General features: G+C 65.9%; 20 protein-coding genes. 9 read left to right on the top strand and 11 right to left on the bottom strand.

The annotated features are described in order from the left end of the window. Positions 1-181 precede the first annotated feature (181 nt). Positions 182-421: a hypothetical protein gene (locus tag AC3XQU_RS21485; RefSeq protein ID WP_489876192.1), complete on the top strand. Its 240-nt coding sequence runs from the start codon at positions 182-184 to the stop codon at positions 419-421. A 135-nt stretch (positions 422-556) separates the two neighbouring features. Here the strand turns inward: AC3XQU_RS21485 and AC3XQU_RS21480 are convergent, their stop codons facing one another. The 3 genes from AC3XQU_RS21480 to AC3XQU_RS21470 all read right to left on the bottom strand — a co-directional run bounded on the left by AC3XQU_RS21480 (position 557) and on the right by AC3XQU_RS21470 (position 4,663). Further along, positions 557-2,896: a DUF4214 domain-containing protein gene (locus AC3XQU_RS21480; protein ID WP_489876191.1), complete on the bottom strand. Its 2,340-nt coding sequence runs from the start codon at positions 2,894-2,896 to the stop codon at positions 557-559. Positions 2,897-3,039: 143 nt separating this feature from the next. Then, positions 3,040-3,708, bottom strand: coding sequence for a class I SAM-dependent methyltransferase (locus AC3XQU_RS21475; RefSeq protein ID WP_489876190.1), 669 nt, complete (start codon positions 3,706-3,708; stop codon positions 3,040-3,042). A 16-nt stretch (positions 3,709-3,724) separates the two neighbouring features. Next, positions 3,725-4,663 (bottom strand): CysB family HTH-type transcriptional regulator, encoded by a 939-nt coding sequence (locus AC3XQU_RS21470; RefSeq protein ID WP_489876189.1) that lies wholly within the window; start codon positions 4,661-4,663, stop codon positions 3,725-3,727. Positions 4,664-4,877: 214 nt separating this feature from the next. Here AC3XQU_RS21470 and AC3XQU_RS21465 point away from each other — a divergent pair, with 214 nt between their 5' ends. The 6 genes from AC3XQU_RS21465 to cobA are packed head-to-tail and all read left to right on the top strand — an operon-like array spanning position 4,878 to position 10,854. Further along, the gene (locus AC3XQU_RS21465; protein ID WP_489876188.1) at positions 4,878-6,566 is read left to right on the top strand and encodes a nitrite/sulfite reductase; all 1,689 of its coding nucleotides are present in this window, start codon (positions 4,878-4,880) and stop codon (positions 6,564-6,566) included. Continuing rightward, entirely contained in the window at positions 6,559-7,116 is a 558-nt protein-coding gene (locus AC3XQU_RS21460; RefSeq protein WP_489876187.1) for a DUF934 domain-containing protein, read from the top strand. Before AC3XQU_RS21465 ends, AC3XQU_RS21460 begins: the two co-directional genes overlap by 8 nt. 10 nt (positions 7,117-7,126) lie before the next feature. Beyond that, positions 7,127-7,843, top strand: a complete 717-nt coding sequence (locus AC3XQU_RS21455; protein ID WP_489876186.1) for a phosphoadenylyl-sulfate reductase — start codon at positions 7,127-7,129, stop codon at positions 7,841-7,843. Positions 7,844-7,866: 23 nt separating this feature from the next. Then, positions 7,867-8,805 carry a sulfate adenylyltransferase subunit CysD gene (gene cysD / locus AC3XQU_RS21450; RefSeq protein WP_489876185.1) on the top strand — a complete coding sequence of 313 codons (939 nt, stop codon included), beginning with the start codon at positions 7,867-7,869 and terminating at the stop codon, positions 8,803-8,805. Further along, positions 8,805-10,115: a sulfate adenylyltransferase subunit 1 gene (locus tag AC3XQU_RS21445; protein ID WP_489876184.1), complete on the top strand. Its 1,311-nt coding sequence runs from the start codon at positions 8,805-8,807 to the stop codon at positions 10,113-10,115. Before cysD ends, AC3XQU_RS21445 begins: the two co-directional genes overlap by 1 nt. A gap of 16 nt (positions 10,116-10,131) precedes the next feature. Further along, positions 10,132-10,854 (top strand): uroporphyrinogen-III C-methyltransferase, encoded by a 723-nt coding sequence (cobA, locus tag AC3XQU_RS21440; RefSeq protein WP_489876183.1) that lies wholly within the window; start codon positions 10,132-10,134, stop codon positions 10,852-10,854. Positions 10,855-10,887: 33 nt separating this feature from the next. On the opposite strand, the gene AC3XQU_RS21435 is transcribed toward cobA, so the two are convergent. The 4 genes from AC3XQU_RS21435 to lptF all read right to left on the bottom strand — a co-directional run bounded on the left by AC3XQU_RS21435 (position 10,888) and on the right by lptF (position 16,044). Continuing rightward, positions 10,888-13,137 (bottom strand): DUF4214 domain-containing protein, encoded by a 2,250-nt coding sequence (locus AC3XQU_RS21435; RefSeq protein WP_489876182.1) that lies wholly within the window; start codon positions 13,135-13,137, stop codon positions 10,888-10,890. A 200-nt stretch (positions 13,138-13,337) separates the two neighbouring features. Further along, the gene (locus AC3XQU_RS21430; protein ID WP_489876181.1) at positions 13,338-13,706 is read right to left on the bottom strand and encodes a sirohydrochlorin chelatase; all 369 of its coding nucleotides are present in this window, start codon (positions 13,704-13,706) and stop codon (positions 13,338-13,340) included. Further along, positions 13,706-14,890, bottom strand: a complete 1,185-nt coding sequence (gene lptG, locus AC3XQU_RS21425; protein ID WP_489876180.1) for an LPS export ABC transporter permease LptG — start codon at positions 14,888-14,890, stop codon at positions 13,706-13,708. The genes AC3XQU_RS21430 and lptG overlap by 1 nt, the downstream gene beginning before the upstream one ends. Then, positions 14,887-16,044 (bottom strand): LPS export ABC transporter permease LptF, encoded by a 1,158-nt coding sequence (gene lptF / locus AC3XQU_RS21420; RefSeq protein WP_489876179.1) that lies wholly within the window; start codon positions 16,042-16,044, stop codon positions 14,887-14,889. Before lptF ends, lptG begins: the two co-directional genes overlap by 4 nt. 98 nt (positions 16,045-16,142) lie before the next feature. Between lptF and AC3XQU_RS21415 the strand changes: the two genes are divergently transcribed. After that, a complete protein-coding gene (locus AC3XQU_RS21415; RefSeq protein ID WP_489876178.1) occupies positions 16,143-17,645 on the top strand; it encodes a leucyl aminopeptidase in 1,503 nt (500 codons plus the stop codon). 119 nt (positions 17,646-17,764) lie between these two features. On the opposite strand, the gene AC3XQU_RS21410 is transcribed toward AC3XQU_RS21415, so the two are convergent. The 3 genes from AC3XQU_RS21410 to AC3XQU_RS21400 are packed head-to-tail and all read right to left on the bottom strand — an operon-like array spanning position 17,765 to position 18,821. Further along, on the bottom strand, positions 17,765-18,211 hold the full coding sequence (locus tag AC3XQU_RS21410) for a hypothetical protein (protein WP_489876177.1): 447 nt from the start codon (positions 18,209-18,211) through the stop codon (positions 17,765-17,767). A 42-nt stretch (positions 18,212-18,253) separates the two neighbouring features. Beyond that, entirely contained in the window at positions 18,254-18,463 is a 210-nt protein-coding gene (locus AC3XQU_RS21405) for a DUF1653 domain-containing protein (protein ID WP_489876193.1), read from the bottom strand. 4 nt (positions 18,464-18,467) lie between these two features. Next, the gene (locus AC3XQU_RS21400; RefSeq protein ID WP_489876176.1) at positions 18,468-18,821 is read right to left on the bottom strand and encodes a phiTE_015 family protein; all 354 of its coding nucleotides are present in this window, start codon (positions 18,819-18,821) and stop codon (positions 18,468-18,470) included. 529 nt (positions 18,822-19,350) lie between these two features. Here AC3XQU_RS21400 and xth point away from each other — a divergent pair. Then, positions 19,351-20,118 (top strand): exodeoxyribonuclease III, encoded by a 768-nt coding sequence (gene xth / locus AC3XQU_RS21395; RefSeq protein WP_489876175.1) that lies wholly within the window; start codon positions 19,351-19,353, stop codon positions 20,116-20,118. Between the two features lie 10 nt (positions 20,119-20,128). On the opposite strand, the gene AC3XQU_RS21390 is transcribed toward xth, so the two are convergent. Continuing rightward, on the bottom strand, positions 20,129-22,771 hold the full coding sequence (locus AC3XQU_RS21390) for a sensor domain-containing protein (protein ID WP_489876174.1): 2,643 nt from the start codon (positions 22,769-22,771) through the stop codon (positions 20,129-20,131). Between the last annotated feature and the right edge of the window lie 68 nt (positions 22,772-22,839).

The raw sequence follows: 22,839 nt of genomic DNA, 5'->3' as shown, positions 1-22,839 counted from the left end.
TCGACAATCGATCAGATCATCGTTTGACCGCTCCAGAACTCGGCAGTTCAATTTCTACAGCTTGCAGTGACAGCGCCGTTTTTTTTTGCCGCCATGGAAAGCATGCCTGCCGGCGCCTACCGTGACGGGCATAGCGCGGCCCTGGCCTTACAATGATGTGTACAACTGGAAAGAAACCGATATGAGCGACAAAGATACGATGACCACGGCCGAACTGGTATTCAAACTCGGCAAAGTAGCGCGGCGGGCGGTCGATCGCAGCTATGACAAGCCCGAGCCGGCCGAACTGGCCAGGATCGCCGGCAACCTGCTCGAAGCAGGCGATGACAAGCTCGCCGGCGATTTGCTGCTGGTGTTCGTGGCGGGCTTCGAAGAAGGCGACCCGCCCGAGCGGCGCGTCGATCCGGCCAGCCGCGACTGAGCGGGTCAGGCGGTCGTGCCGTTGTGCCGGCCAGGTGTCACCTTCCCGGCGCTGCGACAGAAGGCTGACCGGTCGGATCGCAAGCCAGCCAGCCCCGCGGGTTGCGTGCAGAAGCTTGTGGACTGCGCTGCGCCCTTATGGCCGGCTGATCCTGACCGTATCGCCGTCCTTGCCGGAGGCTGTCACCGTCACCGTCACGCCATCGACCGTCACCGAGTCGCCCATCCGCAGCGCCGCGTCCTCGAAAGCCGGGTCGATCGACCCCGGCCGCCGCACGGTACGGTAGCCGCCCTTGAGGGTGCCGATGCTCATGTCCACTGTATAGACCAGCACGCCTTCATTGCCGCTGGCGATGCGATCGTAGCCTTCGCTCTTGCGCGACTCCATGACCAGGATCCTGGTGGCCGACAGCGGCACCATCGCTGCCTTGGTATCGAGGCTTTGCCGGACCAGGGGACCGAGCGCCACGCTGGTGCCGGCGCCGTTCAGCCCCGCCGGCGGCAGGCAGGCGACCTGCTCCTCCGGCAGCCAGCCCATCAGGTAACGGTCCCAGCCGATGTGCTCGATCGCGTTGCGGCTCCAGTTCATCGCCATGATGCCCCAGTGTCCGAGGGTCTGGGTCTTGTGGTCGAGGTCTTCGTCGTACAGGCCGAATGCGTGGCCGGTCTCGTGGGCCATCCAGCGCCACTCGTTGCCTGGGGCTAGGTACATGTCCGCGCCGCCCGTGGCGCCGTTGATGATGGTGCCGGTCGAGGTGAAGGTCGGGCCGGTGATGGCCGGGCCGTAGCCCATCATGGACATCGGCATGTCCTTCGGCACCAGGATGTACACGGCGTCGTACTGGCTGAAGTCCACCTGCTTGTCGATCATCGCGAAGATGTCGTTGCGGTAGGAGGTAAAGTCGCCGGATCCGTTGACCGAGGTGAAGCCGTACTTCGACGGATTGAAGGGCATGCGCACCCAGTTCGGCAGGATGTCGAAATCGAAGGCCAGGCGGCCGTAGGATTGCTTGGCGTAGAAGTCGCCCACTTCCTTGGCCAGTGGCGAGAACAAGGCGCCTGGATCGTCCTTGCCGGCCACCTCGGGGAAGTCGACCGGGATGATCAGCGAACGCACGCGGCCGAACGACGGCAGGCGGGTACGCACTTTCGGGAAGCCGGCCGACAAGTCGGTGCCAAAGCTGCGCTGCGGCGTGACCGCGTCGAGCAACTGGCATTGCGAGGTCTGGCGGAAGCTCGATACCGGCAGCGCGGCCAGCGCGCGCAGCGCATCCTGGCGCGCCTGCACCGCGGGCGCAGCGACCGGGGACATGTCGAGCGTGACGGCGTGGATTCCGTTGGCGTTGGCGGCGAGGTCCTGCACGCTGGCGGCGCCGCCGGCGGCGACCTCGACCTGGTAGCGATGGCGCTGCAGCCCGGTGGCGCCGTTCGGCTCGACCGTATCGAATTCGTAGCGGGTCGCGGCGGCGAGCTGCAGGTACAGGCTGCCGTCGGCATTGGCGGGCGTGAACTGGAAGCCGCCATTGGCGCTGACGTTGCGCAGGAAGATGCCGGTGGCCAGCCCCACGCCGCCGCTGCTGCGAGGATCGTAGAGCCACAGTTTCAGATTGCTGCCGGCCGGCGCGCTCGCCAGGCTGGCCGGCACCGAGGGCGCCGCGGACGCCGACGGCGCGCGCGCGACGACCTGGGTCGCCAGCACCACCGGCGCCCTGGACAGCACCGAGTTCATGGCTGGCGCGGCGGCGACGACGTCCCAGCCGTTGGCGCTTGCCGCTTTTGCCGCCAGGCCGTTGAGGGTAGCGCCGATGGTGGCATTGAAGGCGGCCAGGTCGGTGCCCAGCCCGACCTGGCCGAGCATGCCGCGCACCACCGCGTTGGCGGCCAGGCCGTCGTAGCCGCGCTCCTGGATCGGCATCGTGATGCGCGTGGTGAAGGCGCTGGCGGCGCTGGCTTTGTTGGCGATGATGACCTTGTCGGTGTCGACCGCGCCGGACATCAGCTGGATGGCTGCGCTGGCGCGCGTGATCAGCTTGCGGTCGAGCAGGTCGACCCAATAGGCCAGGCCGCCCGCGTCTGCCGCGCGGCCGAACAGGTTGCGGTAGAGGCCTTCGATGAATTCTGCGTTATTTCCGGGATACAGTGCGGCTGACTCCGCACTGGTGCCGAAGCTGTCGATCTCGGCGCGCAGCGCGGCATTGCTGCCGTAGGCGCGTGCAATCCCGCCGATGTCGGTCGGGGCGCCGGCCGCCAGCAGCACCTTCGCATGCCAGTCCAGTCCGCCCACGTCGGCGGGGCGGCCGAAGTAGCCGACATAGATCTCCTGCACGACGCGGTAGTAGTCGCCCGCGCCCGGCGCGGCAACGGCGCCGGAAGAGCCGGACAGCTGGACCGATTGCGCGAGCGGCGCCGGCTGGTTGGCGTCGCCGCAGGCGGCAAGCAATAGCAAAGCGAAGGGTGTGGCAATCCGGCGTAGCACGTTGTCTCCCTGTTCAGTAAGTGCCCGGAAGTATATCCGGCGATGTTACTTTCAGGAAAAATACCGTGCCCGTGTTGTCCAATTGCAACTACCTGGTCACAGCTGGCGCCGGCGGGCCGCCAAGCCCTCCACAGTCCGTTCTCTTACTTGAGGCGGCAGGTCAGCGCCCAGCACGAATCCCAGCGCCCGATCTTGATCTCGCGGACCGCCGTGCCCATGCGCTTGCGCAGTGCGCTGTCGGTCGGGTAGTTCTTCGGCAGTTCGTGGCGACCGCCTTCGGCATCGACGAACTGCGCCCAGGTGTTGCCCTGTGCGTCGGTGCGGCAGACGGTCGGGCTCACGCCTTCGACATACTCGTCGTCGATCAGCACCAGCAGCGCATCCTTGCCGATGCGGGCGCGCAGGCCCGCGAGGAAGGCGTCCTGCTGCTCGCGCCGCAGGTGCGACCATAAAAAGCCCGCAAACACGGCGGTGATCTTTTCGTCGGCGCCGATGTCCGCCGGAATGTCCAGCGCATCGACCACGCGGTAGAACACGTTGTCAAGCCCGTCGCCATGCTCGCGCGCCACGGCCAGCATGGCTTCGCTGATGTCGGTGGCGATCACCGACTTGGCGCTTTCGGCCAGCACGTCGGTCCAGTAGCCGGTGCCGCAGCCCAGCTCCAGCACGGTATGCCCGCGCATCAGTTCGGTGACCTGCTCGGCCACGTCGTCCAGGTCGTCCTGGCGATCCTCGTCGGCTTCGTCGTGGAACTGGCTGTCGTAGTGCTCGGCGATGGCGGTGAAGAATTCCGCGACCGGATTGGTGTTCATGGTGTTTCCTTGCTTCTTAGAGTTCGTAGTTTTCACCGCCGCGCATCGCCGACTCGACCATCTTGCGGTTGAGCGTCGGGGCCAGCAGTTCGATGAAGGTATAGATATAGCTGCGCAGGTAGGCACCCTGCTTGACCGCCACCCGCGAAATGTTCATGCCGAACAGCTGGCCCACGGGAATCGCCCGCAGGTTGCGGTCGCGCTCCGGGTCGAAGGCCATGCCGGCGATGATGCCCACGCCCATGCCCAGCTCGACATAGGTCTTGATGACGTCGGCGTCGATGGCTTCCAGCAGGACGTCCGGCTTGAGGCTGCGCAGCCCGAACGCGTGGTCGATCTTGCTGCGTCCGGCGAAGGCGGCATCATACGTGATCACCGGGTAGCTGGCGATCTCTTCCAGCGACACGGCCTTGGAGCGCGTCAGCGGATGCTCGTGCGGCACCACCAGCACGTGCTCCCACTGGTAGCACGGCAAGGTGATCAAGCCGTCGATGGCGGCGATCGATTCGGTGGCGATCGCCAGGTCGGCCTGGTCGTTCTTGACCATGTCGGCGATCTGCTTCGGGTTGCCTTGCAAAAGGGACAAGCGCACCTTCGGGTATTTCTGCATGAAGGCCTGCACCACCTTGGGCAGCATGTAGCGCGCCTGGGTATGGGTGGTGGCGATGGTGAAGCTGCCGCTGTCGTGGGCCGCGTATTCCTTGCCGATGCGCTTGAGGCTTTCGATCTCCTGCATGATCAGCTCGACCGACTGCAGCACCAGGCGGCCCGGCTCGGTCAGACCGCGGATGCGCTTGCCGTGGCGGGTAAAGATGTCCACGCCGAGCTCTTCCTCGAGTTCGATGATGGCTTTCGACACGCCCGGCTGGGAGGTAAACAGCGACTTGGCCGCATCGGTCAGGTTGTAGTTCTGGCGGACGGCTTCGCGCACGAAGCGCAGCTGGTGAAGATTCATGAAGTGGTGGGGTTCTTATCGACTGTTCTTGTGGCAATGTTTTGCAAATCTCGCATCAGACGACATTTTAAGATGCTTATTCAAGTTACGCATATAAGCAAATGAATTCTCCGTAGTTTGGAATATATAGAGCGGTCCGTACACTTGGCCATACATTTAACGGGTGGACAATGTTTGTCGATGTCAGGCAAGGTCTGCCCCTCTGGAAGAGACCATGTACCGCTACGACCACTACGACCATCTCATCGTGCGCGAACGCATCGCCCAATACCGCGACCAGGTGCAGCGCCGCCTCAACGGTGAGCTGCTTGAAGAAGAATTCCTGCCCCTGCGCCTGCAAAACGGCCTCTACATGCAGCGCCACGCCTACATGCTGCGCGTGGCCGTGCCCTATGGCCTATTGTCCTCCGCCCAGGTGCGCATGTTCGCCCATATTGCCCGCAAGTACGATCGCGGATACGGCCATTTCACCACCCGCCAGAACATCCAGTACAACTGGATTGAGCTGGAACAAACGCCGAACATCCTGGAAGACCTGGCCTCGGTCGAGATGCACGCCATCCAGACCTCGGGCAACTGCATCCGCAACATCACCACCGACGAATTCGCCGGCGTCGCGGCCGACGAGATCATCGACCCTCGCCCGTTTGCCGAGATCCTGCGCCAGTGGAGCACCTTCCACCCCGAGTTCATCGCCCTGCCCCGCAAGTTCAAGGTGGCGATCAACGGCGCCGTGGAAGACCGCGCCGCGATCGCCATCCACGACATCGGCCTGACCCTGGTGCATAACGAAGAAGGCGAAGTCGGCTTCAAGTTCATGGCCGGCGGCGGCATGGGCCGCACCCCGATCCTGGGTTCGGTCATTCGCGAGTTCCTGCCGTGGCGCCACCTGCTGACCTATACCGAAGCCGTGATGCGCGTGTATAACCAGCACGGCCGCCGCGACAACAAGTACAAGGCCCGCATCAAGATCCTGCTCAAGGCCATGGGTGTGGATGAGTTCAAGCGCCAGGTCGAAGCCGAGTGGCTCGACCTGAAGGACGGCCCGGAAACCCTGACCCAGGAAGAATTCGACCGCGTGGCCGCCTGGTTCCAGCCGCACGGCTACGCCCAGCTGGACGACAGCGACCCTGCCGCCGCCCATGCGGACAACCGCGCTTTCGCCAACTGGCTCAGCCGCAACGTCAAGCCGCACAAGGTGCCGGGCTATGCGGCCGTGCTGCTGTCGCTGAAGAAAACCGGCGTGCCGCCGGGCGACGCCACCGCCGAGCAGATGGATTTCGTGGCCGACCTGGCCGACAAGTACAGCTTCAGCGAAGTGCGCGTGACGCACGAGCAGAACCTGGTGCTGGCCGACGTCGAGCAAAGCAAGCTGTTCGAACTGTGGCAGCTGGTCAAGGCCAAGGGCCTGGCCACGCCGAACATCGGCCTGCTCACCGACATGATCGCCTGCCCCGGCGGCGACTTCTGCTCGCTGGCCAACGCCAAGTCGTTGCCGATCGCCGCCGCCATTGCGGAACGCTTCGACAACCTCGACTTCCAGCACGACATCGGCGACATCGAACTGAATATCTCGGGCTGCATCAACGCCTGCGGCCACCACCACGTGGGCGCCATCGGCATCCTCGGCGTGGACAAGGACGGCAGCGAGTGGTACCAGGTCTCGATCGGCGGCGCGCAGGGCAACAACGCGGCCATCGGCAAGATCATCGGACCGTCGTTCTCGGCCCTGCAGATGCCGGAAGTGATCGGCCGCCTGCTCGAAGTCTATGTGCGCGAACGCTACGAAGGCGAGCGTTTCGTCGACACGGCCCAGCGCCTGGGCGTCGCGCCATTCAAGGAACACGTCTATGCCACGCCGATCGCGGCGGGCGCACTGGTTGGGGAAGACCACTATGCTTAATACCCACAAGCAGATCATCAAGGGCCGCGAAGTCGTCGACGACGACTGGAGCGTGCTGAGGCTCGACGAGGGCGACACGCCGGAGGCCGTCGCGGTCCCGGAAGGCCGGATCATCGTGCCGCTGGCCGTGTGGCAGGCGCAGCGCGAGGTGCTGGACAAGCGCGCCGAGATCGGCGTCTGGCTGGCGGCCGACGAACAGGCGCTTGACGTCAAGGACGACCTGGGGCGTTTCGCCGTGGTCGCGGTGGACTTCCCGAAGTTCTCGGATGGCCGCGGCTACTCGATCGCCTTCAATCTGCGCCGCCGCCTGAACTACACGGGCGAACTGCGCGCGATCGGCGACGTGCTGCGCGACCAGCTGTGGCCCCTGTCGCGGGTCGGCTTCGACGCATTTGCCACCCGCCAGGACCGCAGCATCCACGACGCCCTCAAGGGCCTGACCATATTCTCGGAAACCTACCAGGCCTCGGTCGACCAGCCCGAGCCGCTGTTCCGCCGTGCGCCGCGCGGCACGCCGCCCGAGCTGAACGACGTCGGCGCCGGCATCTGAGGACCAGTCCATGAGCGACCTGCACCGCCGCGTCGAAGAAACCCAGGCCATCCTGGCGCGCATCGCCCGCGATCATTCCCCAAGCGTGTTCGCGTCCAGCCTCGCGGCCGAGGACATGGTCCTGACCGACCTGATCGTGAAAGCGAAGCTGCCGATCGCGATCTTCTCGCTCGAGACCGGCCGCCTGCATGCCGAGACCCTCGACATGGTAAGGCGCGTGCGCGACACCTATGGCGTCGAGATCGCGCTCTACCGGCCGCAGCCAGACGCCGTCGCGGCCTATGTCGCGGGCAACGGCCTGAACGCCTTCTACGACAGCGTCGAGCTGCGCAAGGAATGCTGCCGCATCCGCAAGGTCGAGCCGCTCGGCCGCGCCCTGGCCGGCAAGCGGGCCTGGATCACCGGCCAGCGCCGTGCGCAGTCGACCACCCGCGCCGAGCTGGCCGTACAGGAAGACGATGCGGCCCACGGCCTGCAGAAGTTCAATCCGCTGCTCGAGTGGTCGGAAGAAAACGTCTGGGACTACCTGCGCGCCAACGAGGTGCCCTACAACGCCCTGCACGACCGCGGCTATCCGTCGATCGGCTGCGAGCCCTGCACCCGCGCGGTGCAGCCGGGCGAGGACGTGCGCGCCGGGCGCTGGTGGTGGGAGAACCCCGAATCGAAGGAATGCGGCCTGCACGTGGTCGACGGCAAACTCATTCGCATCAAATCCGTGGCTGCGTAAGCACCCGCAACAAGGCAGACAACATGACGACAGTATTCGACAATCCCGGCGTGCTCACCGCGGTGAACGCGCGCCACCTCGACGCCCTCGAATCCGAGGCCATCCACATCCTGCGCGAGGTGGCCGCCGAATGCAGCAACCCTGCCCTGCTGTTCTCGGGCGGGAAGGATTCCGTCGTGCTGCTGCGCCTGGCCGAGAAGGCTTTCCGCCCCGGCAAATTCCCCTTCCCGCTGGTGCACATCGACACCGGCCACAATTTCGACGAAGTGATCGCCTTCCGCGATGCGCGCGTGGCGGAGCTGGGCGAGCGCCTGATCGTCGGCTCGGTCGAGGAATCGATCAAGCGCGGCACCGTCAGGCTGCGCAACCCGGCCACGGATTCGCGCAATGCCGCGCAAGCCGTGACCCTGCTGGAAACCATCGCCGAACACGGCTTCGACGCCTGCATCGGCGGCGCCCGCCGCGACGAAGAGAAAGCGCGCGCCAAGGAACGCATCTTCTCCTTCCGCGACGAGTTCGGCCAGTGGGACCCGAAGGCCCAGCGCCCGGAACTGTGGGACCTGTATAACACCCGCGTGCACCCGGGCGAGAACATGCGCGTGTTCCCGATCTCGAACTGGACCGAGCTCGATGTGTGGCAGTACATCGCACGCGAACAGCTGGCGCTGCCGCCGATCTACTTTGCGCACGAGCGCCAGGTGATCCCACGCAATGGCCTGCTGGTGCCGCTGACGCCCCTGACGCCGGCGCGCGAAGGCGAGACGGTCGAGACCCGCACCGTGCGCTTCCGGACCGTGGGCGACATCTCCTGCACCTGCCCGGTGGCTTCGCACGCCAGCACGGTCGAGCACATCATTGCCGAAACCGCCGTCACCGACGTGACCGAGCGCGGCGCGACCCGGATGGACGACCAGACCTCCGAAGCCTCGATGGAAAAACGCAAGAAGCAAGGATATTTCTGATGAACGCCATGACCGATAACCTCCACCAAAGCGGCCTGCTGCGCTTCATCACGGCCGGTTCCGTCGACGACGGCAAGAGCACCCTGATCGGCCGCCTGCTGTTCGACAGCAAGGGCATCTTCGCCGACCAGCTGGCCGCCGTCTCGCGCTCGAAGCACAAGCGCACCGTGGGCGACACCATCGATCTGTCGTTGCTGACCGACGGCCTGGAAGCCGAGCGCGAACAGGGCATCACCATCGATGTGGCCTACCGCTATTTCGCCACCCCGAAACGCAAGTTCATCATCGCCGACACTCCGGGCCACGAGCAGTACACCCGCAACATGGTGACCGGCGCATCGACCGCGGACGCCGTGATCATCCTGGTCGACGTCTCCAAGGTCAAACTCGGTGACGACGGCAGCGTGGAACTGCTGGTGCAGACCAAGCGCCACTCGACCATCGCCAAGCTGCTGCAGATCGAGCACGTGATCGTCGCCGTCAACAAGATGGATTTGGTGAACTACGACCAGGCCGTGTACGAGCGCATCGTCGCGGCCTATGGCGAGTTCGCCGCTTCGCTCGGCTTGAAAGACGTGACGCCGATCCCGCTGTCGGCCCTGAGCGGCGACAACGTGGTCGATGCCTCCGCCAACATGCCGTGGTACCGGGGCCCGACCCTGATCGAGCTGCTCGAGTCGCTCTCGGTGTACGACGAGTCGCACGCCGCCCCCTTCCGTTTCCCTGTGCAGCTGGTGGCGCGCCACAACGGCCACGAAGCGAACGACTTCCGCGGCTACATGGGCCGCATCGAATCGGGCCGGGTGGCGGTGGGCGACAAGCTGGTGGTCCAGCCTTCCGGCCAGGCGGCCACCGTCAAGGACATCGTGACCTTCGATGGTTCGCTGCAGTCGGCCTCGGCCGGCCAGTCGGTCACCCTGCTGCTGAACGAATACCTCGACATCTCGCGCGGCGACCTGCTGGCCAGCCAGGACCAGCCGGCGACCCAGTTGAAACAGGTGGTGGCGGACGTGTGCTGGATGTCGGACGAGCCGCTCGATGCGCGCCGCAAGTACTGGATCAAGCACGGCACCCGCCAGACCGGCGCCAAGGTGACGAAAGTGGACAGCATCCTCGACGTCAACACCCAGCAACGCCACGCGGCCGAGGGCCTGAAGCTCAACGATATCGCGCGCGTGCACCTGAACGTGCAGCAGCCGCTGGCGGCCGACGCCTATGCCGACAACCGCGCCACCGGCGCCTTCATCCTGATCGACGAAGTCACGCACCAGACCGTCGCAGCGGGTATGATCCGTCTGGATCAGGCGTAATCGGCGAAGGAGAGGTATGGGGCAGGCACTGGGCAAGGTTTATTTAGTCGGCGCCGGGCCCGGTGCGGCAGACCTGATCACCGTGCGCGGCGCGCGCCTGCTGGCCCAGGCCGACGTCGTGCTCTACGACGCCCTGGTCATCCCCGAGATGCTCGCATTGTGCGCCCGGGCCGACCTGATCCCGGTCGGCAAGCGCTCGGGCCAGCGCTCGATGGCGCAAACCCTGATCAACGAGCAGCTGGTCGACTGCGCCGGCAAGTACAAACTTATCGTGCGCCTGAAAGGCGGCGACCCGATGCTGTTCGGGCGCGCCGACGAGGAATTGCGCGCCCTGGAAGCGGCCGGGATCGAGGTCGAAATCGTCCCCGGCATCACCACCGCGGTGGCGGCGGCGGCAGCGAGCAAGCAGCCGCTGACCAAGCGCGGCGTCGCACGCAGCGTCGCCTTCTTCACCTCCAGCACCGCCCCCGACCATCCCGAGCATCCGGCCCTGCCCGAGACCGACACGCTGGTGCAGTACATGGGCGGGCGCGAAGCCGCGGCTACCGCCGAGCGCTTGCTGGCCCAGGGGCGGAGGGCGGACCTGCCTGTCGTAGTGGTGGAAAACTGCAGCCGGGTCGACCAGCGCATCCTTCGCCTGACGCTGGCCGACCTGGCGCATGGGTTGGAGCCGGGGCATGGGCCGGTGCTGGTGATGCTGGGCGAGGCGCTGGCGACCCGCGAGCATCAGCCCTTGTAGGCTGGGCGGCCAAGCCACCCAGCCGCGAACATCCTAGCCCCAGGGCGTAAACTCGATCCCGTTGGTAATCGATCCGATCACCTGCGCCTGGTTCTCGGCGCTTTCGCTGAACAGGCCCAGCACGTGCTCGCGCGGCATGTCGCCCGCCAGCACGCCCATCCAGTAATCGCGCCCCGCCCCTTCCGCGCTGCGGTGCAGGACGTTCTGGTACAGCAGCTCGACGAACTGGGCGTCGCTGGCGTTGGCGCCGTACAGGTCGGCGAACTCGCGGCTGTTCGTGAAGCCCGCCGCCACCTGGTCCAGCGCCTGGCCGCCATCCATCATCTTGATCCAGTAACCGAGCCCGCCCTTGTCGGGAGCGCGGTTGAAGGCGGCCGTGTACAGGCGATAGGCCTGGCCGGCGATGCCGTCGACGTCCAGCGCCACCGCGGTATCCTGGAACTGCAGGCGCTCGACGTTGACCAGCGTGTCGGTGCCGCCGCTGCCGAAGCGGTCGACGACGGTAACGCCGCCTGCGGTGCGCTGGATGTCGAAAAAGCCCTTCAAGCCAGCATATTCCATGGTATCGATGCCGCCCCGGCCATCGATCTTCTGGCTGCCGGCGGCTGCCCTGAGCAGGTTGGCGCCGTCGCTGCCGCTGATGGCTGCGCCGGTGGACGAGCCGCCGCCGGAGCTGACCGGGGCCGGGGCGCTGCCCGATGGCGCCGGCGATGGCGCCGGGGCTGGCGCCGGGGCTGGTGCCGGTGCCGGTGCGGGGGCTGGAGCCGGAGCCGACACCACCACGCTCGGCAGCGTGGCGACGGCCACGGCGCCGTGCAGCACGCGCGCCTCGACCTGCACGGCGCCGCCCGCCTGGGTATCGATCCAGGCCGTGGCGAAGCCGCCGTCGGCCAGGGCCGTGAGCACGGGCGCCGTCTGGTCGCCCTGGCGCATTTCGTTGATCGCGAATTCGCGGGCGTCGAAGGCGTTGCCGTCGGCGGCGAAGCGGCGCCCGAAGATGCCATTGGCGTCGAAGTCGCCCGACTGCGACTGCCAGGCGAGGACGAAACCGCCATCGGCCAGGGCCGTGGCCGACGCATCGAAGCGGCCGGCACCGGCGTCGACGTTGGCCTGCGTGATCGCGCCGGAGCGCGCGCCGCTGGCATCGAAGCGCTGGAAGAAGATGTCGCTGCCGCCGAAACCCCACGGGTTGTTGACATAGCTGTCCCAGGCCACGACGAAGCCGCCGCCGGCCAGGCCGGTCACGGTCGGCAGCGGCGCTGCGGTGGCGATGCTGGCGGCCAGGCCGTCGCCGCTGACCAGCAGCGGCGCACCGCCCGCGGTGGCGGCGTACACGTTGCCGTCGCTGATCTCGCCCCAGGCCACGACATAGCTGTTGCCGCTGGCCGCGATGCTCGGGCTGAAGGCGCTGCCGATGCTGCCGTAGACCTGCTCGCCGCCCTGCAGGTTGCCGTTGGCGTCGGCCGTGCGCACGTGCACCTGGCCGCTGCTGCGCCAGGCAATCGCAATCCTGCCGTCGGCCAGCACCGCCACGTCGGGCATGGCGGTGTCCGCGCTCGCGCCGCTCACGCCGACCTCGGCGCCGGCGACGCCATGGGCGTCCACGATGCGGTAGGCGATGTGGGTGCCGCCGGCGCCCGTGCTGGTATAGGCCACCACCGAGCGTCCGCCGGACAGCGCGGCCACAGCCGGCGCGCCCTCCACGGCGGCGTCGCTGGTGGAGCTGATGGCAAACGTCGCGCCGCCGGCCACGCCGGAGGCGGTGCGCAGCTGGCCCATGATGGCCCCGCCGCTGCTGGCGGCCTGCCACACCGACATGAAGCCGCCGGTGCTCAGGGTGGCCAGGTCCGGGCTCGCGGCCTGGCTGGCGGCGCCGAGCGCGAAGTCGCTGCCGAATCCGGCCAGGGCGCGCATGCTGCCCGCTTCGAAGGTGTAGACCAGGGTCTCGGCAACGCCCTTGCCCGGCAGCGGGTTGCCGTTGCCGTCGAGCTGGTAGCGGTCGTAGTAATGCACGGTGATCGTCGCCGCGCTGCCCGCCTCAGGCAACAGGTTGGCGTTGTCGATCACCAGGCGCGCGGATTCGTCCGTCGCCGGGTTGTAGGACAGCGAAAACAGGCCCGGCACCGACTGCGCGTCGATCACCCAGCGCCCGCCCCAGGCCTGGCCCCAGTCGATCGCGGTCAGCGTGGCGGCAACCTCGCCGGTTTTCAAGGTGGTGAACAGGACGTCGCGGTTGTCGACGATGCCGGCAGGTGCGTAATCAGTGGTGTCGGTAGTGCTCATGGGGGCAGGTTTCTGGTGACCGGGCCCGCGCAGGAAGCAGGGCCACAACAGAAACGATGATGCCCGACGACAACTTTTATTTAAAGAGGGAAATCAAATTCCTTTCGGCAATATGGCGCCGATCCAACGGAATCTTGCCCCTTTTACCAAGGGTGTTAACGCGAACATATCGGGAAACTGGACGCGCCCGCCGCGATCTGTTATCCGAGCGAGCGCAGGCAATAATCGAGCATCGCGGCCTGCACGCCGGCGTCCTCGCCGATCGCCCCGGCGACCTGCAGGCGCAGGCCGGGATGCTTCGTGCGGATCTCGTCGGCCAGCAGCGGCAAATCGCGCAGCAGGTGCCCGCCCTGCCCCAGGAATACCGGCACCACGGTGATGTCGTCGACGCCTTCCTGCACCAGGGCGTCGACCGTGGCCGGCAGGCGCGGCTCCATCAGCTCGAGGAAGGCGAGCTGCACGCGGCAATCGGGCAGGCGCGCGGCGGTCGCGTCGCGCAGGCGTTCGAAGGGCGCGGCCCAGGAGGCGGCGCTGGCGCCGTGGGCGAACAGGATCAGGGAACGTGTCATCAATGTCTTTCAACCCACCACAGGGCGCCGAGCGCCAGCAGCAGGAACAGGGTGCTCGGCGCGGCGGCCGTGAAGAAGGCCGGCAGCGTGGTCAGCACGCCGAGGTGGGCGAACAGGGCATTGAGCAGCAGGAAGCTCACGCCGATCATGATGCCGACGAAGATCTTCAGGCTCACGCCGCCGCTGCGGGTATGCAGGTAGGCGAACGGCAGCGCCAGCGCCATCAGCACCAGGATCGAAAGCGGATCGATGATCTTCTTCCAGAATGCCGTCTTGAAGCGCTCGGTCTCCTGGCGGTTTTCGGCCAGGTGCTTGGTATAGACCGCCAGCTCGTTGGCCGACATGCGCTCGGGGTCCGAGCGCGATACCGACAGGATCTTGGGCGTGATTTCCGAGGCCAGGTCGAAGGACGCCACGCTGCGCGTGCTCACGGCCGCGGTGTCCTGGCCGAAACTGGCCTGCAGGCTCTGGCCCTGCGGCCGCGGGCTGCCCGGCGCGGGCAAGGTGCGGCTGTTCGAGAACATGGTCTCGGTCACGCCGGTCAGGCGCCAGGTGTTGTTGCCGCTGTAGCTGCCGCCCTTGGCGGTGATCAGGGCGCGCATGCGCATGTTGGCGTCGAACTCGTACAGGCGCACGTCGACCAGCTGGCCGTCGGGGCGGATCTGGCGCACATTGAAGAAGCGCGTGCCGATCACCGGGCCGCGCACGCCCTCGGCATGGATGCTGTCCTTGGTCCACATGCCCGACCTGAAGTCGGCCGACAGGGTCGAGCCCTTGGCCGCCAGGCGCACGCGCTCGGCCAGCGGCGCGGTGCGCGGGGTGATCAGTTCGCCGAACACGAAGGTGATCACGACGAACACGATGCCGATCCTGAACAGCATCCAGGCCGCCATCCGGGTCGACATCGAGGAGGCGCGCATGATGGTGAATTCGGAGCTGGCCGCGAATTGCGCCATCGTATAGATGGTGCCGATCAGGGCCGCCACCGGCATCACCTGGTAGACGTTGCCGGGCACCAGCAGCAGCACGTAGAGCAGCGCGTGCTGGATTTCGTAGCCGCCCTTGCCCACCGAGGGCAATTCGCCGGTCAGGTCCATGAAGGAGATCAGGGCGAGGAAGGCCACCAGCACGAAGGCGACGGCCTGCGCGATGCTGACCGCGAAATAGCGTTGCAGGGTCTTCATTCGGCCTCCGCCTTCAGCAGCGGCGCGCCGACCCGGGTGTCCGCCATCCTGCGGCGCTTCCAGGCAGTGAGCAGCATCAGCGGATGCCAGCGGTGGTTGACGTTCAGGCGCCAGGCGAACAGCGCCAGCACCGTGAGCGCGGCGGCCAGGTGCAGCGGCCACCAGGCCACGGCGAATTCGAGCTTGCCGCGCTTGACGCTGTTCTCCAGCAGCTTGTTCAGGTTGTTATAGGTGAAGAAGATCAGCAGGGCCAGGATCATGTTGGCCGAACTGCCCGCGCGCGGATTGACGAAGCCGAGCGGGATCGCCAGCAGCATCAGCACCAGGCAGACGATGGGCGCGGAGATCCGCGCCAGCAGCTCGGCGCGCGTGTACTGGTTCTCGACCTTGAGCAGCGCGGACGTCGGCAGCGCATTGATCGGGGTATCGGCGCCCAGCACCGGCATCTTGGTCGCCACCCGCATCTTGTAGCGCTCGAATTCCATCGACTGGAAATCGGCCTGGCCCGGCGTGCCCTGGTAGCGGCGGCCGTTGGTGAGCACCAGGTACTGGCCGCCCTTGGGGTCGGACTCGATCACGCCTTCCTTGGCCACCACGATCGAATTGCCCTTGCCGTCGTTGGAGTTGACGAACACGTTCTGCACCACGGTGGCGCCGGCGGTCGAGCGCTCGACGAAGAACACGCGGTCGGCGGACGAGGACTCGCGGAACTGGCCCGGGGCCACGCGCTTGAGGTCTTCGCGCTTCTGGAAGCGCTCGACGAATTCGGTGCGCTTGAGCGCGGCCCAGGGCGCGACATACATCGACAGCACCGCCACCACCAGCATGATCGGCAGGCCGAAGGTGAGTACCGGGCGGATCCAGCGCCGCAGCGACATGCCCGAGGCGAACCAGACGACCATCTCGGAATCGCGGTAGCTGCGCGTGACCGCGGCCAGCACCGAAATAAAGGTGGTGAGCGTGAGGATGGTTGGCAGATAATTCAGGATGGCGAAACCGATGAGGGCCAGCACGTCGCTCGAGGCGACCTTGCCGCCGGCGGCCTTGCCGAGGACGGAAATCAGCGTCCAGGTCACGAGGATGGTGAACAGCACCGTAAAGGTGGCGCCGGCCGAACTGGCCATTTCACGTTGCAGGGCGCGTCGAAAGATCATTCAATAGATATAATTGCAGGTTAGGCACGGCGTCAGGCAGCACGCCGGGCTCAATGACAGTTCGCAGGGCCGCAAAATCACGATACGGAGAACCAAAAATGGACTTTAGCATAAAAGCATTCGACACCAAGAACACCCTGGCCGCTGCAAAAGCCGGCGTATTGGCAGTGGCTGTGTTCGAAAACAAGAAACTGTCGCAGGCTGCAAAAGCCCTGGATGCCGGCGGCGAGATCACCGCGGCGCTCAAGTCCGGCGACATCAGCGGCAAGGCCGGTTCCACCCTGCTGCTGCGCGGCGTCGGCGGCGTGGCCGCGGCGCGCGTGCTGCTGGTGGGCATGGGCAGCGACGAGTCCGTGAGCGAGAAAAGCTTCAGCACCGCCGTCGGCGCGGCCATGAAGGTCTTCGGCACCCTCGGCAGCCAGGATGGCATTATCGCATTCCCGGTCGCGGATTTGAAAGACCGCGACATCAACTGGGCAGTGCGCGCACTGGTCATCGCGGCCAACGAGACCGAACACCGCACCGACGCGCAAAAGAGCAAGAAGGATCCGGCCATCAATGGCGTGCGCAGGATCACCATCGCGGCGGACGCCGCCAACGCCGTGACCCAGCTCAAGCCCGTGGTGGCGCAGGCCGTGGCCATCTCGAACGGCATGCAGCTGACCAAGGAACTGGGCAACCTGTCGCCGAACGTCTGCACCCCGACCTACCTGGCCAATACCGCACGCGAGCTGGCCGGCGAATTCGGCTTCGACATCGAAGTCCTGGAGCGCAAGCAGCTCGAAGCGCTGAAGATGGGCAGCTTCCTGTCGGTGGCCAAGGGCAGCGACGAAGCGCCGAAGTTCATCGTCCTCAAGCACATGGGCGGCAACAAGAAGGATGCGCCGGTGGTCCTGGTCGGCAAGGGCATCACGTTTGACACCGGCGGCATCTCGATCAAGGCCGGTCCCGGCATGGACGAGATGAAGTACGACATGTGCGGCGCCGGCTCGGTGCTGGGCACCTTCCGCGCGATCGGCGAGATGGGCCTGAAGCTCAACGTCATCGGCATCGTGGCCGCCTGCGAGAACATGCCGTCGGGCCGCGCTTCCAAGCCGGGCGACATCGTCACGTCGATGAACGGCCTGACCATCGAGATCCTGAACACCGACGCCGAAGGCCGCCTGATCCTGTGCGACGCCCTGACCTATGCCGAGCGCTTCAAGCCGGCGGCGGTCGTGGACATCGCCACCCTGACGGGCGCTTGCATCGTCGCGCTGGGCCACCACACCAGCGGCCTGTTCACCCGCCACGACGACGCCAGCGATGCGCTGGCCGAGGAGCTGATGGATGCGGGCCGCCAGGCCGGCGACGTCGCATGGCGCTTCCCGCTGGGCGAGATCTACAACGAGCAGCTCAAGTCGAACTTCGCCGACCTGGCCAATATCGGCACCCCGGGCGCGGCCTCGATCACGGCGGCCTGCTTCCTCGAGAACTTCACCCGCAACTACACCTGGGCCCACCTGGACATCGCGGGCACGGCCTGGAAATCCGGCGCGGCCAAGGGCGCCACCGGCCGTCCGGTGCCCCTGCTGACGACCTTCCTGATGAACCGCGTGTAAGCAAGGCCCAGCGTGCCGGGTGAAAGTTTCTTTCACCCGGCAGCCTCAGGTGAAATTTTATTTCACCAATAAAAACAGCCCCGCATGCGGGGCTGTTTCTTTATCTCTCTTGCCAATGCTCAGAACATGGGGCCGTCGACCCGCTGCGCCGCCGCCAGCTCGTTGCGCGGCTTCACCGGCGTCATCAGCACCGTCATGTTGGCCGGATACGAGAACCCTGCCCCGGAATGGCGGTCCACCAGATGTCCCAGTCCGGCGCTGATGACGACGTTGCCGATCAGGCTGCCGGTATCCGCGCGCGAGCCGAGCGACTCCTGCGCCACGCCCAGTCCCTCCTTCTTGCAACTGACGGCCAGCGGCTTGACGCTGCGGCTGACGGTCACGCGCCCCGGCAGGACCACGAACCAGCGGCCCATGTCGTTGCTCAGCACGCAGCCCACCCCGCCGACCTCTTGGTAGTCGAGCACGGCATGCAATTCGAGTTGCTGCTGGGGAGAGTCGGACAGCGTCGCACAGCCACTCAGCAGGAGCGGCGCGGCAAGCAGGAGGGAAAGAAAAGGCTTCATGCCCCTATTAACGGCAGGCAAGAATAATGCTGAAGGGTCGGGTCAGGATTCCGGCGCATCCACCGGCGCAAAGCGCGGCAGGTTCCGGCCATCGACGGTGACGGTCTCGAAGAATGCGTCGCGGGGACGCACCCAGACCGCGCCGTCCTGGCCGCGGTAGACCATCACGGGCGTATGGTCCGCTTCCAGCACGGCTTCGCAGACCAGCTCGTAGAGACCGCCCTTGTAGTGGCGGTAGCGTTGCGAGCCGATAATATCAAGCCTTGGCTTCTTCCAGCGCCTTCTGCTTCTTCTTCAGGCTCTGGATCACCTTGAGCACGCCTTCGATGCCGGCGGCTTCGTCCAGTTCGCTGAATGCGTCGAGGACTTCGTTGAGCACGCGGTTGCGGACCATGGCTTCATCCTGCGTGACGGCAGGCTTGTGCTCCGGTTCCTTGGCGACGAACTTCGATGGCGCTTCGGCCGCAGCCTTGGCGCCATGGGTCAGGGCCGCTTGCCAGATCACCCAGCGGCGCTGGGTTTCGTACACGAGGTATTCCTCGGGCTTGTCTTCGCGGCGGCGAACGATATGGCCTTCGCGTTGGGCCCACGCTTCGAATGCAGTGCGCATTTCAGTCCTTTGTAAATCGTCGTTCGGTTTCATTTGCTATCGAAAAAGCAATCTTTTCAAATAGTACCATGCTGCATTGTGCCAAACGGTCCGCACGATTGCGCAATAGCATGATGGCGTCCGAACATGTTCATGTCTGCAGATCATACAAGCTTAGTTGCACTACCGCAACCACTTAATGCCACACAGAAACAGTGTTACATTCTGTTTTTCTAGTTTAATGCTTTTGCGAATGGTTTTACAGCCCCGCTCACGAAATTTGGCAAGAATATTTATTATTCTATTAATTTATTCTAGCACAGCAGATTGCTCACGACGCAATCCTATAGGCGCATTAGCAACAATGATAGAGACACTTGTATAAATACAAGTGTCACGCCGCGGAGATTATTCTTGTCGCATAGACTTAATGGATAGCCGCGGTCGGTAATAACGGCCGTCATGCGCGATGGAACAGCCATCTTGCCCCTGTCCGCCCTGTCCGGCTAGCGGTTATCATGCCGCTTTTACCACGACACGCCGCTCACCCATGAAAATCGCTACCTGGAATGTCAATTCGCTGAAAGTGCGGCTGCCGCACCTGCTTACCTGGCTGCAAGCCAATCCGGTCGACGTGCTGTGCATCCAGGAGACCAAGCTGACCGACGATAAGTTCCCGGTGGCGGACATCGAAGCGGCTGGCTACCAGGTCGCCTTCAGCGGCCAGAAAACCTATAACGGCGTGGCAATCCTGTCGAAGCACCCGATCGAGGACGTGCAAAAGAACAATCCGCATTTCGCCGACGAGCAGCAACGCCTCATCGCCGCGACCGTCAAGGGCATGCGCATCATCTGCGCCTATGTGGTCAACGGCCAGGAAATCGGCAGCGACAAATTCGCCTACAAGATGGCCTGGTTCGCGGGGCTGCATGCATGGGTTGCACGGGAAATGCAGGCGCACCCGCAGCTGGCCGTACTGGGCGACTACAACATCGCACCGGAAGCGCGCGACGTGCACGACCCGGCGCAATGGGAAAACCATATCCACTTCACGCCGCCCGAGCGCGCGATCCTGCAGGAGTTCATGGCGCTGGGCCTGACGGACGCCTTCCGCCTGTTCGAGCAGCCCGAGAAGCAGTACAGCTGGTGGGATTACCGCCAGATGGCCTTCCGCCGCAACCGCGGCCTGCGCATCGACCACATCCTGCTGAGCGACGCCCTTGCCAACCGCTGCACGGCCTGCCACATCGACCGCGAGACCCGCACCTGGGAGCAGCCGTCCGACCACGCGCCGGTGGTGGCGACGCTGGCCGAGTGAGGCGCCTGCCCTAGCGCTCGAGCGCGTCCAGCACCGCGTCGACCAGCAGCCGCGCCGCCTCCGGCGCCGGCAGCGGGCGCGCAAACAGGTAGCCCTGCGCGAACTGGCAGCCATGCTCCTTCAAGAGCGCGTACTGGCCTTCGGTCTCCACCCCTTCGGCCACCACCGACAGCTGCAGGCTGTTGGCCAGCGCCATCACGGCCGCGACGATGGCGCGGTCCTCGGCGCTGGCTTCGAGCTCGCGCACGAAGGCGCGGTCGATCTTGATCTTGCGGACCGGGAAGCGCTTGAGGTAAGCCAGGCTCGAATAACCGGTGCCGAAGTCGTCGATCGACAGGCGCATGCCCATGTCGTTAATCTGGCGCAGGATCTCGAGCGTGCGCCCGCCGTGCTGCATCAGCGCCGTTTCGGTGATCTCGAACTCCACCAGCGAAGGCTCGATACCGGTCTCGCCCAGGATCCGGCGCATCGAGTCGACCAGGCCGTCGTGCATGAACTGGCGCGCCGACAGGTTGATCGCGAGCGGCACCGCGGCCAGGCCCTGGGCCTGCCAGGCCATGCTCTGCTCGCAGGCGCTGCGGATCACCCACTCGCCGACCGGCACGATCATCCCGTTCTCTTCCAGGATCGGGATGAATTCGTCCGGCCCCACCAGCACCGCGCCGCCGCCCTTCCTCCAGCGCAGCAGCACCTCGAGCGCATGCAGGCGGCGGGTGGCGGTGTCGATGATCGGCTGGTAGTGCAGCTCGAACTCGTTGCGCGCCAGCGCGTTGCGCAGGTTCGATTCGAGCTCGAAGCGGCGCGCCGCGGCCTGGTTCAGGCGCTGGTCGAAGAACTGGTAGTTGTTGCGGCCGGCCGCCTTGGCGTGGTACATCGCGGCGTCGGCATGGCGCATCAGGGTGTCGACGTCATCGCCGCTGTCGGGGTACAGGCAGATGCCGATCGAGGGCGTGATGTGCAGGCTGTGCCGGTCCAGCGCGAAGGGCGTGGCCAGCGCCTGGATGATCTTGTCGGCCACCAGCGCGCACTCCTGGGCCCCGCCCACGTCCGGCAGCAGCACCACGAATTCGTCCCCGCCCAGGCGCGCCACGGTATCGCTGTCGCGCACAGCCGCGCACAGGCGCTGGGCGACTTCGCGCAGCAGGTGGTCGCCGGTGGCGTGGCCAAGCGAGTCGTTGATGGTCTTGAAGCGGTCCAGGTCGAGGAACATGACGGCCAGCTTGCGGCTGCTGCGCTGCACGGCGCGCAGCGCGCAGTCGATGCGGTCGGACAGCAGCGCGCGGTTCGGCAAGCCGGTCAGGCTGTCGTGGTAGGCCATGTGGTGCACGCGCGCCTCGGCCTGGCGCCGCTCGTTGATTTCGTCCTGCAGCAGCGCATTGGCGCCGGCCAGTTCGGCGGTGCGCTCGGCCACCCGCACCTCCAGTTCGTCGCGCGCACGGCGGATCGCGTCGGCCGCTTCGCGCTGGGCCGTGACGTCGTCCAGCAGCCAGACGCTGCGCCCGCGTTTTTCGGCGGCGTCGAACAGGCGGCCCGACAGGCGCGCCCAGAATCGCATGCCGTCGCGCCGCGTCAACTGGTATTCGGCGGTGTGCACCTGGCCGGCGCCGAAGCTGCGCGCGGTCTCCACCCGCGCCAGGCGCCAGGTGGCCTCGTCCGGATACAGGGCGCGCACCGGGGTGCCGTCCATGCCGCCGGACGGGCTGCCGAACAGCTCTTCCATCTTGGCGTTGCAGTGCAGCGTCACGCCCTCTTCCACCACCGCGATGCCGAGCACCGCGTTGTCGAGGATGGCGCGGTTCTCCAGCAGCGCATTGCGCAGTTGGATCTCGTCGAAGCGCTCGCGCCTGCGGTCCTCGAACATCCAGATCGTGCCCAGCGCCGGATCGTCCTGGTTGAACAGGTAGCCGTTGAGCTGCCCCCAGATGCGCGAGCCGTCCTTGCATACCAGCTCGGTCTCGCTGCGGTAGGGAATGCCGCGCGCCAGCTGCGGGTAGGCGACCTCGCCGAACTCCTGGAAGGCCTGGTCGCTCGGATAGACGATGCGGGTCGAGCGGCCCAGCGCCTCGCCGTCGCGGTAGCCGAACATGCGGGCAAAGGCCGGGTTGTAGCGCTGGATGATGCGGTTGCGGACGAACATGATGCCGACCGTCGCATTGGTCATGATGGCCTGCACCTCGATCAGGGTCTGGCGCACCTCGGTGACGTCTTCCACGATCCAGATGGTGCCCGCTTCGCGCGCGCTTGGCTCGACCGCGCGGCCGCGCAGGCGCGCCCACATCATCGAGCCGTCGCGGCGGCGGAACGGGTGCTCGGCCTTTTCGAACAGGCCGCCGGCGGCCAGCACCGGGTAGGCCTCGGCCACCAGCGCCTGGTAGTCGTGCGGCGAGCCGAACACGTCGACCGGGTGCAGGCGCGACAGCTCGGCATAGGTGTACCCGAGCATCTCGCAGATGCGCGGATTGCAGGACTTGAACTGGCCCGGCAGCGTGAAGATGATGCCCACCGGGGCGTTTTCCAGGATGGCGCGCTGCTCGCGCAGCGCAATCTGCAGCATCTCCCGTTCCAGCGCCTCCGCGTCGAGCGGGACCGGCCCGGGCAAGTCGGCGGCGGGGCTCCCTGTAGTAGGCGGGGGTTTGGTGGGGAGTCGGTCCATGGCGATTCGTGTCTGCTGAGGGCTGGGTTGCCTTTTGGCAATCATAAACCACTAGCCGCCGATGTTCC

This window comes from Telluria sp. AZSoR62, from assembly GCF_058111565.1.
This window is presented reverse-complemented; position numbering and strand designations above follow the sequence as displayed.